The organism is Pseudanabaena sp. lw0831 (assembly GCF_016584665.1).
Taxonomy (GTDB): domain Bacteria; phylum Cyanobacteriota; class Cyanobacteriia; order Pseudanabaenales; family Pseudanabaenaceae; genus Pseudanabaena.
In genome coordinates, this window is sequence record NZ_BBJB01000085.1 from 102,681 (window position 1) to 116,426 (window position 13,746).

At 43.6% G+C, this 13,746-nt stretch carries 14 protein-coding genes; 1 reads left to right on the top strand and 13 read right to left on the bottom strand.

Annotation, left to right across the window (positions count from 1 at the left end; genetic code table 11):
- Window positions 1-55: 55 nt before the first annotated feature.
- A complete protein-coding gene (locus APA_RS18430; RefSeq protein WP_201323712.1) occupies window positions 56-1,330 on the bottom strand; it encodes an ABC transporter permease in 1,275 nt (424 codons plus the stop codon).
- A 123-nt stretch (window positions 1,331-1,453) separates the two neighbouring features.
- Window positions 1,454-2,869, bottom strand: coding sequence for an HlyD family secretion protein (locus APA_RS18435; protein ID WP_201323713.1), 1,416 nt, complete (start codon window positions 2,867-2,869; stop codon window positions 1,454-1,456).
- A 266-nt stretch (window positions 2,870-3,135) separates the two neighbouring features.
- Between APA_RS18435 and APA_RS18440 the strand changes: the two genes are divergently transcribed.
- Entirely contained in the window at window positions 3,136-4,029 is an 894-nt protein-coding gene (locus APA_RS18440; RefSeq protein ID WP_201323714.1) for a cation diffusion facilitator family transporter, read from the top strand.
- A gap of 104 nt (window positions 4,030-4,133) precedes the next feature.
- Here the strand turns inward: APA_RS18440 and APA_RS18445 are convergent, their stop codons facing one another.
- The 11 genes from APA_RS18445 to APA_RS18495 all read right to left on the bottom strand — a co-directional run bounded on the left by APA_RS18445 (window position 4,134) and on the right by APA_RS18495 (window position 13,681).
- Complete coding sequence (locus APA_RS18445) at window positions 4,134-5,030, bottom strand: neutral zinc metallopeptidase (protein ID WP_201323715.1); 897 nt, start codon at window positions 5,028-5,030, stop codon at window positions 4,134-4,136.
- A 167-nt stretch (window positions 5,031-5,197) separates the two neighbouring features.
- Window positions 5,198-5,992, bottom strand: a complete 795-nt coding sequence (locus APA_RS18450) for an ABC-2 family transporter protein (protein ID WP_201323760.1) — start codon at window positions 5,990-5,992, stop codon at window positions 5,198-5,200.
- Window positions 5,982-6,347 (bottom strand): cupin domain-containing protein, encoded by a 366-nt coding sequence (locus APA_RS18455; RefSeq protein ID WP_201323716.1) that lies wholly within the window; start codon window positions 6,345-6,347, stop codon window positions 5,982-5,984. Before APA_RS18455 ends, APA_RS18450 begins: the two co-directional genes overlap by 11 nt.
- A gap of 54 nt (window positions 6,348-6,401) precedes the next feature.
- Window positions 6,402-6,968: a peptide deformylase gene (gene def / locus APA_RS18460; protein WP_142653606.1), complete on the bottom strand. Its 567-nt coding sequence runs from the start codon at window positions 6,966-6,968 to the stop codon at window positions 6,402-6,404.
- A gap of 185 nt (window positions 6,969-7,153) precedes the next feature.
- Window positions 7,154-7,381, bottom strand: a complete 228-nt coding sequence (locus APA_RS18465; RefSeq protein ID WP_201323717.1) for a type II toxin-antitoxin system HicB family antitoxin — start codon at window positions 7,379-7,381, stop codon at window positions 7,154-7,156.
- Window positions 7,382-7,393: 12 nt separating this feature from the next.
- Window positions 7,394-7,597: a type II toxin-antitoxin system HicA family toxin gene (locus APA_RS18470; protein ID WP_201323718.1), complete on the bottom strand. Its 204-nt coding sequence runs from the start codon at window positions 7,595-7,597 to the stop codon at window positions 7,394-7,396.
- Between the two features lie 55 nt (window positions 7,598-7,652).
- Window positions 7,653-9,224: a tetratricopeptide repeat protein gene (locus tag APA_RS18475; RefSeq protein ID WP_201323719.1), complete on the bottom strand. Its 1,572-nt coding sequence runs from the start codon at window positions 9,222-9,224 to the stop codon at window positions 7,653-7,655.
- A gap of 15 nt (window positions 9,225-9,239) precedes the next feature.
- Window positions 9,240-10,547 (bottom strand): P-loop NTPase fold protein, encoded by a 1,308-nt coding sequence (locus APA_RS18480; protein ID WP_201323720.1) that lies wholly within the window; start codon window positions 10,545-10,547, stop codon window positions 9,240-9,242.
- Between the two features lie 121 nt (window positions 10,548-10,668).
- Window positions 10,669-11,151: a CRR6 family NdhI maturation factor gene (locus APA_RS18485; RefSeq protein WP_201323721.1), complete on the bottom strand. Its 483-nt coding sequence runs from the start codon at window positions 11,149-11,151 to the stop codon at window positions 10,669-10,671.
- A gap of 117 nt (window positions 11,152-11,268) precedes the next feature.
- The gene (locus APA_RS18490) at window positions 11,269-12,240 is read right to left on the bottom strand and encodes a DnaJ C-terminal domain-containing protein (RefSeq protein ID WP_201323722.1); all 972 of its coding nucleotides are present in this window, start codon (window positions 12,238-12,240) and stop codon (window positions 11,269-11,271) included.
- 82 nt (window positions 12,241-12,322) lie between these two features.
- Window positions 12,323-13,681 (bottom strand): phospholipid carrier-dependent glycosyltransferase, encoded by a 1,359-nt coding sequence (locus APA_RS18495; protein WP_201323723.1) that lies wholly within the window; start codon window positions 13,679-13,681, stop codon window positions 12,323-12,325.
- Window positions 13,682-13,746 lie beyond the last annotated feature (65 nt).

Consider the following 13,746-nt stretch of genomic DNA (forward strand, 5'->3'; position numbering starts at 1 on the left):
TCACTTGAGTTGTGTTTGAGAAAGAGCAACCCGAAGGGTTGCTCTTTCTTATAATTTAGTCACTTCTGAGCGCTTGAATAGGATCTAACTTAGCGGCACTCCGCGCAGGAATTACTCCCGCAACTAAGCCCACCACCATCGACAAACCGAAACCTGCTGCTACTGACCAAATTGAAATCAGAAATGGAAATTGAAAAATTGTCGCTGAAGCATAGGCGATCGCAACACCTAACCCAATCCCAACTACACCGCCTAGCCCTGACACTAAAATCGCTTCGGTAAGAAACTGATTCAGAATCGCCGATCGCGTTGCTCCTAATGCCTTGCGCACACCGATTTCGCGGGTACGTTCTACCACCGAAACTAGCATGATATTTGCAATGCCGATGCCGCCAACGATTAGAGATATGGCTGCGATCGCGCCGACCATGAGCGTCAGCAAGCCGACTATGTTTGTAAAGGCACTCACGATATCTGTTTGATTGACAATCCGAAAATCATCAGGTTGTGGCGGATAAATTTTGTGCCGTAGACGCAAAAGATTAGTTAATTGGAATTGTGCAGCTTCAAGTTCTGTCTCATCAAGGGCTTGTACCCAAAATCCACTGACAGATATACCTTGCAAAGCATTATTACCCACCAGTCGAGCCGACATGTTTTTGAGCGGAATAAATACGCGATCGTCCTGATCGAAGCCGCCAGATGCGCCTTTTGATTCCATTACACCAATTACTTGATACTGCTCGCCTTGAATGCGAATCCGTTCCCCGATCGCATTACTACTACCAAACAAATCTGAACGAACTTTAGAGCCAAGCACCACCATTGATTTAGCATTATCAATGTCTTCCTGTTCAAAATATCTTCCTTCAGTTGGGAACGTGTTTCTGAGTGGAGAATAGTTAACATCCGTACCGATCACCGTTGTCGAAGTGTTTTGACTGCCATAGGAAACCTGCCTAGTACGCTGTAAATATGCTGACACCAACTTTACCGCAGGCGCTTTTGCAACAGCCTGAGCATCTTCTAAGGTCAAAGTAGAAGCCGAGCCACCACCTTGACTAATGCCACCTGTTCGCGCTGAACCCGTCAGGACGTTAATGGAATTTGTGCCAAGGGCTTGGAGCTGACTTTCCGTTGATTTTTGAATACCTTGTCCAATTGATGTAATCGCAATCACAGCCGCAATGCCAATGATTACTCCCAGCATAGTCAATGCAGTTCGCAAACGATTATTCCAGAGCGACTCCGCCGCCATAGTCAGGATTTCGGCAAAGGGAACCTTAGCAACTTGGATGCGTGGTTTTGCTAATGGCTTTGACTTTTGCATAAATTTATTGAGCTTTTTAATTAGAATCTCGATTTTGGTTACAGCGCTTTGCGCTCAAACCCAAACCGAATAATCTCTTAGAAGTTCTGAAAAGCAGCACTTCTAAGAGATTATTCGGTTGTATTAACTACGACTTCGTTGAGGCGAAGGTGACAATCCGGGAATACCTCTAGGCTCAGTCTTTGGACGCGAACCTTCAGGGAAAGAGATAAAGATTTTCTCATTACCAGTTAAACCAGATTTAACTTCTGTTTTATCATCAACAGTTAGCCCTGTTTCAATTGGAGTAAACACAGGAGTTTCACTCTGATCGGTCTTTACGTATACACCTGTCATACCCTTTTCTCTCACGATCGCTACGGTTGGCACAACCAGCACATTCTTTAATTCACCAGCCTTAAACTCTAAACTGGCATTCATGCCCGATCGCAGCATTTGCTTGTCTTGAGAAGTGATTTCGGCTTTCACTTCAAAACTGGTGACATTTTGATTAACGATCGCTTGCGGCGAGATGGAGACGACACGACCATTAAACTTTTTATTAGGATAAGCATCGACTTGTAAGGTAACTGTTTGCCCAACCTTAATTTGAGCAATATTCGCCTCAGCGACATTGGCGACAACTTGATTATTGCTAGCCAAAGCAAGAATCGAAGAAGCCGTTGCCGAACTCACAGCGCTTCCTGATGTCGTCGGTGTCACAAATGCCCCTGGGTCAGCATATTTTCTGACTACCACCCCATCAAAGGGAGCGCGAATGATTGTATCTTCTAACTGAGCTTGCACGTTTTGCAAAGATCCTGCGGCAGCGACAACTTGCGCTTCTGCGCGATCGATTTCTTCAGGACGTGAGCCTGCTTGCTGCAAGGATAAGGCTTCTCGCGTTTGCGAAACTCTAGCGAGATTAGCTTCCATTGTCGTTCTTGACGCATCAAGATCCCGTGATGCGATCGCCCCTTCCTTATAAAGCTGTTGATTTTGGCGATATACGATCTCCGATTGCTCAAGCGTCGCTTGGGCATTAGTTAAATTTGCTTGGGCTTGAGAAATATCTTGAGGACGATTGCCGGCCCTTAATAGATCGAGACTTGCCTGCGCCGCCGCCAAATTTCCGTCAGCTTGAGTAATTTGCCCTAAAGTATTGGACTCATCCATATAGGCAAGGATTTGACCTGTGCGGACATTTTCGCCTTCCTTGACCAGCAAACTCTTCAGCCTACCTGAGCTTTTTGGACTAACATTAATCGACTTTTCGGGCTGAATTGTCCCATTGGCAGTCACGATAATTGGTAAATCTGTACGCTTAATCGCAACCGTGCGATCGCGTTTACGGGTTGATTGATTATTGGCAGGTGCGACTAGCTGGGTATATGCATAGTAACCACCGCCGCCAACAGCCACAAGGATTAAGAAGATCGCAATGCGCCATCTCCATTTGCCCATAAACTTTTTTTTAGGGAGATCAAGTTCATCAGGGAAATCGGATAGATCATCGGTAATATCCACTTCCTTTGGTTCTAGCTCTTTTTCTGATTGCATGAAAATCACGTCAATGGTTAGTGGGTTTAGACTCTTATACGCGATTAAACGTTCACTTCGGATAAACATACTAATTGTTTAATAGTGAAATTCAAAAACTAGATGAGTCCCGAAGTGACTCTTCTAGTTTAAAGGCAACTATATGCTTACAATTGTAGCGCTGTAGTTTTTAGTATCTCGTTTTTGGTTCGGAGATTCTCATGATAAAAATCGGTTTCATAATGAGAATTGTTGCTTTTGGCTCCATTACCTAATTTTCAATAGATATGCAAAACAAATCTGCTCGTTATTATGGATTTCTCTCGATTGGAGCCGCAATCGCCACGATCGCACTGAAATTAGGCGCATATCTATTGACTAATTCTGTGGGATTTTTATCTGATTCTCTTGAGTCAGGAGTTAATCTCGTAGCTGCGATCGGTGCAGTATGGGCGTTAACCTATGCTGCCAAGCCTCCTGATGAAGAACATGTATTTGGACATTCTAAGGCTGAATATTTTTCGAGTGGCTTTGAAGGCGCATTAATTTTAGTGGCGGCGGTAAGTATTGCGATCGCAGCCATCCCCAGATTATTGAATCCTCAACCTCTAGAACACCTTGGTATTGGTCTAGTACTTTCTATAGTCGCATCAGCAATTAATGGAGGAACTGCCCTCATATTACTCAGGGAAGGTAAACGTTTACACTCAATCACTTTGCGTGCCGATGCGCATCACTTACTCACTGATGTATGGACTTCTGTGGGCGTAATCCTCGGATTATTATTAGTCTCTGTAACAGGTTGGTTAATTCTTGATCCCTTGATCGCTCTACTAGTCGCCGCCAATATTGTTTGGACTGGCGTAAAACTAATACAGGAAAGTGGCTCAGCGCTCTTGGATGTTTCTATTCCTTTACAAGAGCGGCAAATGATCAAGGAAATTCTCTCTTCCTACGATCGCAATCAAGTACAGTTTCACGCAATTCGCACCAGAATGGCAGGTTCCAGAGGGTTTGTAACTTTTCACATACTGGTTCCAGGAGTTTGGTCAGTGCAGCAGGGACATGACTTATGTGAAGAAATTGAATCTACTATCTGTAATGCTTTACCCCATATGAATGTTCTCACGCATTTGGAACCATTAGAAGATCCCAAATCCTGGACGGATCAGGATTTATAACTGTTGCCAGTCTTGAAAACCCAAAAGATGAGAGGCGGCGCGAAGCGCCGCCTCTCATCTTTTGGGTTTTCAATTATAAACGAAGGTCGCTTCGCGCCCCTCGTTTATAATTTATTGGGTTCAAAAGTATCACATTGGCTGATGTCACCTGTGCTTAAACCACGCTTAAACCAAGTTACCCTTTGTTCCGAAGTTCCATGAGTGAATGATTCTGGAACTACATGACCACCCTTAGATTGTTTTTGCAAATAGTCGTCACCGATCTGAGTTGCGGTATTTAGAGCTTTAGTCACATCTTGATCGGAGATCAAGCCCCGTTGTGCCGTGAAATGTCCCCAAACACCCGCTAAACAATCCGCTTGTAGTTCTATCCTCACCGATAGTTCATTGGCTTTAGTCTTAGTTGAACTAGATTTCAACTGTCTGACTTTGCCTGATGTGCCACGCAAATTTTGAATATGATGACCAACTTCATGGGCGATCGCATAGGCTCTCGCGAAGTCAGCATCATTACCAGCCGTAGCTTCTAGATATCTGAAGAAACCCATATCTAGATATACCTTTTTGTCAGCGGGACAATAAAATGGACCCGCCGAAGTTTTTGCCGACCCACATGCCGAATTAACGTAACCATCAAACAGAACTAATTTCGGTGCTTGATAATTAGTTTTTAGTTGCTGCTTAAAAATTCGCTCCCAAGTATCTTCAGTATCACCAAGAACAGATTTCACAAAAGCTGAGTCGCGATCTTTGATTGGCTTTTTGACTAGGGCTTGTGGTGCTGGCGCAGTTTTATTATTGCCACCAATCAAATTTAAAATCTGAGCGGGATCAACCTTAAAAATTAGCCCAACAATAACTGCGATCGCGATACCACCAGCGCCTAGCCCACTCAGCATCCCCATTGGTAATGAACTTAAGTTAGATGGCTCAGATGACTCATCAGAGCCATCGCGCTGGTCTTCTACGTTATCGCTTTCACGCATTTCATCCCATTTCATATTGCCAATCCTGCTTCATGTGATTTCATTGTTGTGAATATAGCGCTATCAGCCCTAACTAAAACCAAATAATTTTTTAAAATATAGCAATAAACCCAAAAGATAAGTGGCGGCGCGAAGCGCCGCCACTTATCTTTTGGGTTTGCAGGAGAATCACATTTAGCTTTTTAGGCTCCCATGCCTGAATATTGCTTGATACCTTTACGCCATAGCCAACGACTGATAACAAAGAAAACCCCCATCCATCCAGCCATTACCCCAATCCCTTGCCAGACATCGATCGCCTTACCCACCAAAAGTGCCGCAGGGAAATACACCATATAAGGGAAAGGTGTCCACATGACAATATCGCGAACTAGTGGTGGAAATACATCTAGAGGGGCAATGATCCCTGATAGAAAGATATAAGTTAAAAACCAGAGTTGCTCGATCGCACTAGCTCGCTCTGTCCAAAATGATAAAAGTCCAAAAGTATATTGAATGAGGAATCGCAATAAAAAGGCGATCGCCACAATAAATGTCGCAAGTAAACCAGTTGACCACGACGGAATCCAGAATGATTGCGGATAGAGAACAAAAAATAGAGCGATCAAAACCACCAGCATTGGCAATCTCGCAAAACGCTCAGCGATGTGATTGATCAAATGATGCCAAAATGGGTCAATCGGTTGCAATAGACGATGTGAGAGCTGTCCTGAAATTAGTTCTCTCTCAAAGTCCCAAATTACCCAAACAATATTAAATTGCCTTACTACAAATACCGCCAAAAAGTAACGAATAAACTCTAATGCCGTGAAACCAAAGCTACCAGTTTCTGAAGCTTTTAGCCATGCACCCATCAAAATAAATGGCAAAGAATTCGATAATAACCAGATAAAAAGTTCTGCTCGATATTCGAGCATATAGGCGTAATAGGTTGAGAATAATGTTCTCGCAACCCGAAATATATATCTAAGCCGCATAAATAGTTTCATCTTCTTTGCGCCAAGCGGGATCGACGATGCAAATGAATACAATCGGCTCATCACCAATATTGCGCAGAAATTGCTTGGCATCTGGAGGAATATATACCGCATCGCCAGATTCGATCTCGCGAATCTCTTCATCGATATGCATTTCCCCTTTACCACTCAGGATGTAATACACCTCAGAAGTTGTCAGAGAATGCGATTGAGAAGTCTCGTCCACTGGCAAAATTGCATGGGCGAGGCTATATCGCAGATTGATATCCTGCTTGTCAGGATGTAATAATTCGCGCAGTATTGTCGAATCTCCAGCAATAAACTCTGGACAATCCAGCAATTTTTGGATCAACATAAATGGAACTCCTCTCACAAAGCTGCCTTGCAAAGCGGCAATGCCGCCCTGCTACTATCTAATCGCTTGGACATCCTTAGGCGCAAAGCCATGGGCACTTAATTCTTTGTTGAGAGCGATCGCATTCTTAACGCGATCGACAAACAAGACTCCATTCAAATGATCCATTTCATGTTGAATTACTCTTGCAAGCAAACCTTCAGCTACAAGATGCTTGGGTCTACCATCTTCATCGCGATAAGACACCTCAACGCGATCGGGACGCACGACATCAAGAAATACTTCAGGAATACTCAGACAGCCTTCTTCACCAGTAATCAGGTCACCGCCTGAAGACTTTACTTCAGGATTGATCATTACTAAGGGCGGGATGTTCTCATCCTTGAGTTCGATATCAATAACGAGTAATTGCTTATTGATCCCCACCTGTGGCGCAGCAAGACCGATGCCATCGTTGCTATACATGGTTTGCAGCATATCGACAACAATCTGACGAATTTCGTCGTTTACTTTGCTAATGCGCTTGGCTGGCTGTCGCAATACGCGATCGCCTAGGGTATGGACTTGCAGTGGTGGATTCTTGAGCTTTTGCTTGGGGACTTTTATTGAAATTGCAGACATTGCCAATCAGCTTGTAAATATAAGCTTGTAGTTAACTATTTATATTTTGGCATATTGCATCGCTTGTTCAGCAATTAACCTGTTTTGCTTGGCTATGAGGCGTATGCATTCTTGCTATTAACTATCATCGCCCCATTAATATAGCTAAAAATCTCGTCTAGTTCAGCGATCGCTTCTAGCTCAAGTTAAGCAGCTATGAAGTCGGATTTTTTAATTATGCGTGGAGTTGGTAATGGTTTGTGACGAGCAGTATAATCTTCGATTAGTAATTCCAAAACTTCTAAAGCATTTTCTAGTGCGCTAGCATATGTATCGCCGTGAGTGTGGGCGTAGGGACCAAATTCGGGTAGGTGAGCGATAAATTTGCTATCTTCTTCTGACCATTGGATAGAAATGCTGTAGTTACGATTCATGGAAGTTCTCCTCTATTGTTGTTGGTCAATATCTCGTAGTGCGTTTCTTACGTCTTTTTCTTGGTAGCGATCAGCATCGTTGCCATCTTTGCCTGATAGGGTGAGGCTATATTCTAGTTTAGGATGACTCCAGACGGTGTGGCTACCTTTGCCAGAGCGATAGGTGAAGCCAGCTTTTAAAAGCATTGCTTTTAGTTCTCTAATTTTTTTAGCCATCGGACATTATTTGTTGCAGCATTTGCTCTATTTCATCGGGATTATTTTGGATCATTTACTCTAATGTAGCAGGATCAAAACCTGTTAAGATTCGCAGTTTTAACATCATTAGAGAAGACGTTACTGTTTGGGTATTGGGATGGTCTTGTCCGAGGGTTTGCACGAAAATTGCTAAGGATCGTGCATAGAGAGGTTCAGCTTTGCGGTATTTCCCTTGCGAATCGTAAAGTCCTGCAAGATTGTTGAGACTGATGGCGACAGCGGGATGCTCTGATCCTAGTTGCCGTTCCCTGATTTCCAGTGATCGCCTATAAAGAGGTTCGGCTTCGCTGTACTTCCCTTGCGATTTGTAAAGATATGCGAGATTGTTAAGACTGGTAGCAACATCAGGATGTTCTACTCCTAGTTCCCGTTCCATAATTTCGAGTGATCGCAAAAAGAGGGTTTCGGCTTCGCTGTACTTCCCTTGTGAATGGTAAAGCCCTGCAAGATTGTTGAGACTAATGGCGACATCGGGATGATCTACTTCTTGTTGATGTACTTTGATATCGAGAGATCGCAAATAGAGAGGTTCGGCTTCGCTGTACTTCCCTTGTGAATGGTAAAGCTCTGCGAGATTGTTGAGACTAATGGCGACATTGGGATGGTCTACTTCTTGTTGATGTTCTTTGATGTCGAGAGATCGTAGATAGAGAGGTTCGGCTTCGTTGTAATTCCCTTGTGAATTGTAAAGTTCTGCAAGATTGTTGAGACTGGTGGCGACAGAGGAATGTTCTACTCCTAGTTCCCGTTCCCTGATTTCGAGCGATCGCAGATAGAGAGGTTCGGCTTTGTTGTACTTTCCTTGGTAATAATACAGAAATCCCAATTCATTCAAACTATGAGCAAGTTCTAGAGAGAGATTAAGCTTTTCTTGAAGATCGATTGCTTTCTCCCATGTGGAAATTGCCTGATCAATCTGATTATCGCGCTTATAGGCTTTTGCCAATAACGTGTAAAACGTAGCCAAACTCGCATCCTCTTGACCAGTAGCCTCCCGTTGAGCAATATAAACCAACAACTCATCAATCGGCAGATCCAAATCATCAGACTCAGGATCTGGAAAATCAATTGGTTCAACATCAATCGGTACAATCGTCTCCTCTTGAATTGACTCAAAGAAAAATACACCCTGTCGCCAACTGTAGAAATCTTGGGCTTTACGCGAAATCTCATTGTGAATATGTTCAGTTACCCAAATCACAATCGGAAACGTAAACTGACGCATTCCCTCCCTAGTCCATTGCAAATAGCCCAAAAACTTATCGACAGGCGATCTCTCACCCTCTGATACAAAACTCGACAAACTCACCACCCCCTCCACCGTAATCACCGCAAGATTCCCATCCTGTAAATAGGGTTCCGCTCCAACCAGTTGATTAATCGCAGCAAATAAACTTGGTTCTTGGCGATCAATCGTCACGCGATAGGATTTAATTCCCTCTGAGGCTAACTCCTGCTCATATCGCTCAGTTAAAGAATTTCGCAAGCGATCTCGATCGCAAACGGCAAGCAACAAACTCAAATGCTTATTACTCGTCTCAATCGCAACAAGTAAATCTAGAAAATTAACTTCATTCGGTTCCATTGCTTCGCCATATTGTTAAGGAGTCAATCGCTCTTGAACTAATTGCCACAACAACGGATGCACATCATGCCATTCCCGCGCATTGCGATATTCCAAAACTGGCAAACCCTTCAGCAATCCCAAAAACTCACTATCACGGGGATCATCAGGGGCATAGTATTGATAAACCGTTTTTAAAATCTCATAGTCTACTTTTCCCAAGGGACGCGACATTTGCAAACGCAGATTATTCGCCGCTTCCTCAACCACTGTCAGCGAAATTTTTAAATTGCTCACATCCCCATCTTCAGGTAGCGATCGCAACTGACGCAAACAAATGCGACAAGACTGCTGCACAATCCGAATCACCTCACGCAACACACCGCCACTATAGGCAATCACTTTCTGTAATGCCTCTGGCTCAAATAGTTCTAAATCAATTCGCTTTGCCAATAACTTCTCAAGCTTGTCAACAATCTCCATAACAGGAGTAGGATCTGGATGGCGACTCTCACCTTTTTTATATAGCTTCAAAATTCGCATCGGTACAATGCGATCGCTGGTTTCCGTCTCTAATATAGGCACAATATCTTTGTCATGCAAAGCCGAGATCGGCAATGTGTAAATGATTTGCAAATTAGGCAGAAATAGCGCCTTAATATTATTGATAAAAACATCGCGAATTACTGGTATCTCTAGCTTATCGATATCATCAATAATCACCAAAATATTTTTTCCACTTGCCCCATTAGCAATCGCTGCAATCTCATTTAACTTCGCAACTAATTCCGATACCTTTCTCTCAAATTCTTGCTTGATTTCCTGCCGAATCACTGCATCAACTTTAAGTTTCAAGCCAATTAGTTCTAATAGTTTTGCCCCGATACTAGCTTCACCCGTTACTTTCAACTCCTCAGATTTTGTTTTTTTCGCAAACCAGTTAAGTAAGCTCTCTTTGATTTTTGGGGAAATCGTCACATTCTGAATTTCTGCCTCTTGCATGATCTTTAAGGCGATCGCAAACAAAATCGTAACGTGATTCACATCTGCATTCTCGATTGTATTAGCAATAGAAAAGCGCACCACAAAAAAGCGATCGTGTAATTTTTGGGCTAGCGCCGCTAGTAAAGTAGACTTCCCACAACCAGTATGACCACTAAAAATAATTTTGCTCGACTGGCTAGGACTATCTTCGACTAACGCCGCAAGTTCTTCTAAAGTCTCTAGATCATACTCAATTGCAAACCGATCCAACGTAGAGGCATTATCTAAGGGAAACAACTCTAAGTTATTAGCTGCTTCCCTAAAAACTTCAATTAATTGATTACGAGTACGTTGAGACATTGGAATATTGTGCTGTCCTTAGCTTCTAAATCCACCTTTACATTGTAAGGCGAAATTGCTTAGGTATGGTACAACAATGATGTTCTCGTTGTAACTTGTAATCTGGGACTAAGATTTAGAGCTATAACAGATTGAAGAATGCTGAATCAATTTCGTAGCCTAGGCTTTGGGTCATTTGTTGTAACTTTGCCGTGCTGTCAATACCGCGCGACTTGAGCCAGAGAGAAATTGTGAATATCTTCTGCATTACAAAAAGCTCCAGTGCTTCAGGATTGTATTGCAATACATAGCCATCACCTTCGCGCTTAAACTGGTGGGGAACTAGCATCGCGGCATAGCGACTGAGTTCTGCACGCCAATCGAGGAGATAGCTAAACCAAGGATAGGTGGCATCGAGACGCACAAACCAGAGACGCACTTCCGAGATTTCTGATAGTTCGCGAGGATCGCCATCTTCCTTATCCCACACAAGTTCGATTTGAAACTGGCGATCGCCTTCGGGAGTTTTATCCCAATTTGCTAATAACTTCGCGATCGCAATTTTGGCAGGAGTAATATCCAGCGACTCAATACAGGCTTGGTTGACGTAGATGATAGTAGACATATGGCTTTTAGAGCTAAGTAAGATGGGCGCTTTGCGCACATTAAAGATTAAATATTTATTTTTTGGTAAGTTTTTGCGAAGAATAAGTTTAATGGGCGCAAAGCGCCCATTAAACTTTTATTTTTTCGGTAAGTTTTCGCGAGGATCGAAAGATTGGATTTCTAGCAACTGCTCGTATAATTCGCGCTCGCGCTTGCTGGGAGTTTTGGGAACTACGATCTGGACTTCTACATACTGATCGCCAAAGGTTCGCGCATCCTTTGGGAAACCTTTGCCAGAGAGTCGCAACTGCTGTCCAGACTTCACCGCAGGAGGAATAGTTAGCTTTACAAGCCCGCTTAAAGTGGGAACTTCTACCTGAACACCGAGTACCGATTCGCTCGGTGAAATTGGTAATTGGCAGCGAATATCGGAACCTTCAAGAGTGAAGAATGTATGGGGCTTGAGCGTAATTTTGAGATAAAGATCTCCGCCCGATGCGCCCTGACCTTTGAGTCTGATTCTTTGACCTGAAAGCACACCTGCTGGCATATTTACTTCTAGCGATCGCCCATCTTCGAGGCGAATGCGTTCGCGACCACCAACATAGGCTCGTTCGAGAGGCAGCTCTAATAAAGCCTCAGAATCACGGCGTGGTGTGGGGCGTGGAGGGGCTTGTGTAGTAGTGCGATAGGCCGACGCACCGCCAGTGTCTTGGGCACGCTCATTAGTGCGAAACTTGCCTAATAATTGATCGACAAATTCTTGGAAGTCGTTGTATTGGCTAAAGTCAACATCGCCAGAGTAGCCACCACGCTCAAAGTCTGGCGTATATTGCTCTCGTGATGTAGGTGGTCGGCTCCCTGCACCTTGAAATCCGCCTTGTTTCCAATATTGTCCAAAGCGATCGTATTGCTGACGCTTGGTGGTATCAGACAAGACTTCGTAGGCTTCGCCAATATCTTTAAAGCGCTCTTCGGCGGCTTTGTCATTTGGATTCAGGTCGGGATGATATTTCCGCGCTAACCTGCGATAGGAGCGCTTAATTTCGTCAGCCGTGGCTGTCTTCGGTACACCGAGGATTTCATAATAGTTGCGAAAGTTTTGCATATTTCCCGAACTGCAAACAAGGAGATAACTTAGCTTACCTTATCGTTGCTTTTGGAAACGCCGTGGGGGCAGCCCTAAGAACTTAGATCCAGCTAGGTAACCACATTAGCACGGGCAAATAACCTGAGGAGATCGGTAAACCGATATAAATTGGCAACCAAAATATAAATGCGATCGCAATAATTACCACAATCCCAGAACCAAGCGTTCTCAACTCTTGTAATGGCGATCGCCACATCAGCGATACCAATAACGCAAGAGTTGCAAAAGCAAAAACTGACGCAGGCATGTAGTGATACAAGAATATGCAGCGTTTGCTTAGGCTCCAAGGCAACCAATGGGCAAGAAAACTAGTGATTACATAAAACGTAAACCAGAATAATGTTGATGGCGACAGAGAACTATTTTCAAAATTTATTTGAGTTATTAGCTTGGGCGGAAACCTTAACTTTGAGACAACTAAAAATGATAGACCGATCAGCAATGCGATCGCGCTGAGCCAATATAACAACGGGTTCCCCATCGCATGAACAAATTGCACCATGCTGTTGGGACGCATCTCAAAAAAGTAGGCGACGGGACGAATTAATAAGACCCAACTCCACCAAGGCGAACAATAGGGATGGATCGGTTCGGTTTTGCCAATGCCTAAGTTTTGATGAAAACCAAGGATCTGGCGATGTAGTTCCCAAATATCGCGTTCGGGATTAATCATTAAATGCGGAATCCACTCCACAAAATAAAAGGCGATCGGCAAAATGATTAATCCAATCACAATTTGCAGGACATTTAAGGTTTGGCGATAACGTGACCATGCATACCCCATTAGCGCCACTAGCCCGACCACATAAGCCAAGCCTGTCCACTTCACGCTGATAGATGCGCCTAACATCAAGCCTGAAGCAATTACCCAAAACCATCTTTGCCGCGATCGCTTCAGGGCTAGCACCATACATAGATGGCAAAGCATCCCGAAAAGCAAAATATAAATATTGATCAAGCCAAAGCGTGACTCCACTAATAACAGCCCATCCATGGCAACAAACCAGCCTGTCAGCCATGCCCAACAACGGCGATCGCTCAACTGCCAAATCAACTCATAGGTAACTAAGGGCAGTAATGAACCTGCTAGGGCCGTCATACAACGATAACCAAAAGGCGCATAACCAAAAATCTTGATGCCTATTGCAATGATGTATTTGGCTAGGGGAGGATGCGCGTCAAATAAAGTCTCACCGCGCAAATAGTTTTGAGCAAACTTAGGATAATAAACCTCGTCAAAAACGACATCCGCTGTGCCATCCAAGTTCCAAAAGCGACAGGCAACTGCCACTAAAGCGATCGCCATTACGCCAAAAACTGGATGCTCAGACAGCCAAATTAGGCGATCGGAAAAACGAGCAAGAGGAGTAATAATTATTTGTTCCCTCCAATTGCCCATTTGCTGTTCTCATCTAAAAAATACTGTATATATAAACAATAGTTTTAATAAAGCCTTGAGAAGCA

Excerpts from the sequence above, each read along its gene's own strand:
- APA_RS18475 (WP_201323719.1), bottom strand. The coding sequence starts at position 9,224 with ATGGAACCGAATGAAGTTAATTTTCTAGATTTACTTGTTGCGATTGAG.
- APA_RS18435 (WP_201323713.1), bottom strand. The coding sequence starts at position 2,869 with ATGCAATCAGAAAAAGAGCTAGAACCAAAGGAAGTGGATATTACCGAT.
- APA_RS18465 (WP_201323717.1), bottom strand. The coding sequence starts at position 7,381 with ATGAATCGTAACTACAGCATTTCTATCCAATGGTCAGAAGAAGATAGC.
- APA_RS18470 (WP_201323718.1), bottom strand. The coding sequence starts at position 7,597 with ATGGCTAAAAAAATTAGAGAACTAAAAGCAATGCTTTTAAAAGCTGGC.
- APA_RS18430 (WP_201323712.1), bottom strand. The coding sequence starts at position 1,330 with ATGCAAAAGTCAAAGCCATTAGCAAAACCACGCATCCAAGTTGCTAAG.
- def (WP_142653606.1), bottom strand. The coding sequence starts at position 6,968 with ATGTCTGCAATTTCAATAAAAGTCCCCAAGCAAAAGCTCAAGAATCCA.
- APA_RS18450 (WP_201323760.1), bottom strand. The coding sequence starts at position 5,992 with ATGCGGCTTAGATATATATTTCGGGTTGCGAGAACATTATTCTCAACC.
- APA_RS18485 (WP_201323721.1), bottom strand. The coding sequence starts at position 11,151 with ATGTCTACTATCATCTACGTCAACCAAGCCTGTATTGAGTCGCTGGAT.
- APA_RS18445 (WP_201323715.1), bottom strand. The coding sequence starts at position 5,030 with ATGAAATGGGATGAAATGCGTGAAAGCGATAACGTAGAAGACCAGCGC.
- APA_RS18495 (WP_201323723.1), bottom strand. The coding sequence starts at position 13,681 with ATGGGCAATTGGAGGGAACAAATAATTATTACTCCTCTTGCTCGTTTT.
- APA_RS18490 (WP_201323722.1), bottom strand. The coding sequence starts at position 12,240 with ATGCAAAACTTTCGCAACTATTATGAAATCCTCGGTGTACCGAAGACA.
- APA_RS18455 (WP_201323716.1), bottom strand. The coding sequence starts at position 6,347 with ATGTTGATCCAAAAATTGCTGGATTGTCCAGAGTTTATTGCTGGAGAT.
- APA_RS18440 (WP_201323714.1), top strand. The coding sequence starts at position 3,136 with ATGCAAAACAAATCTGCTCGTTATTATGGATTTCTCTCGATTGGAGCC.
- APA_RS18480 (WP_201323720.1), bottom strand. The coding sequence starts at position 10,547 with ATGTCTCAACGTACTCGTAATCAATTAATTGAAGTTTTTAGGGAAGCA.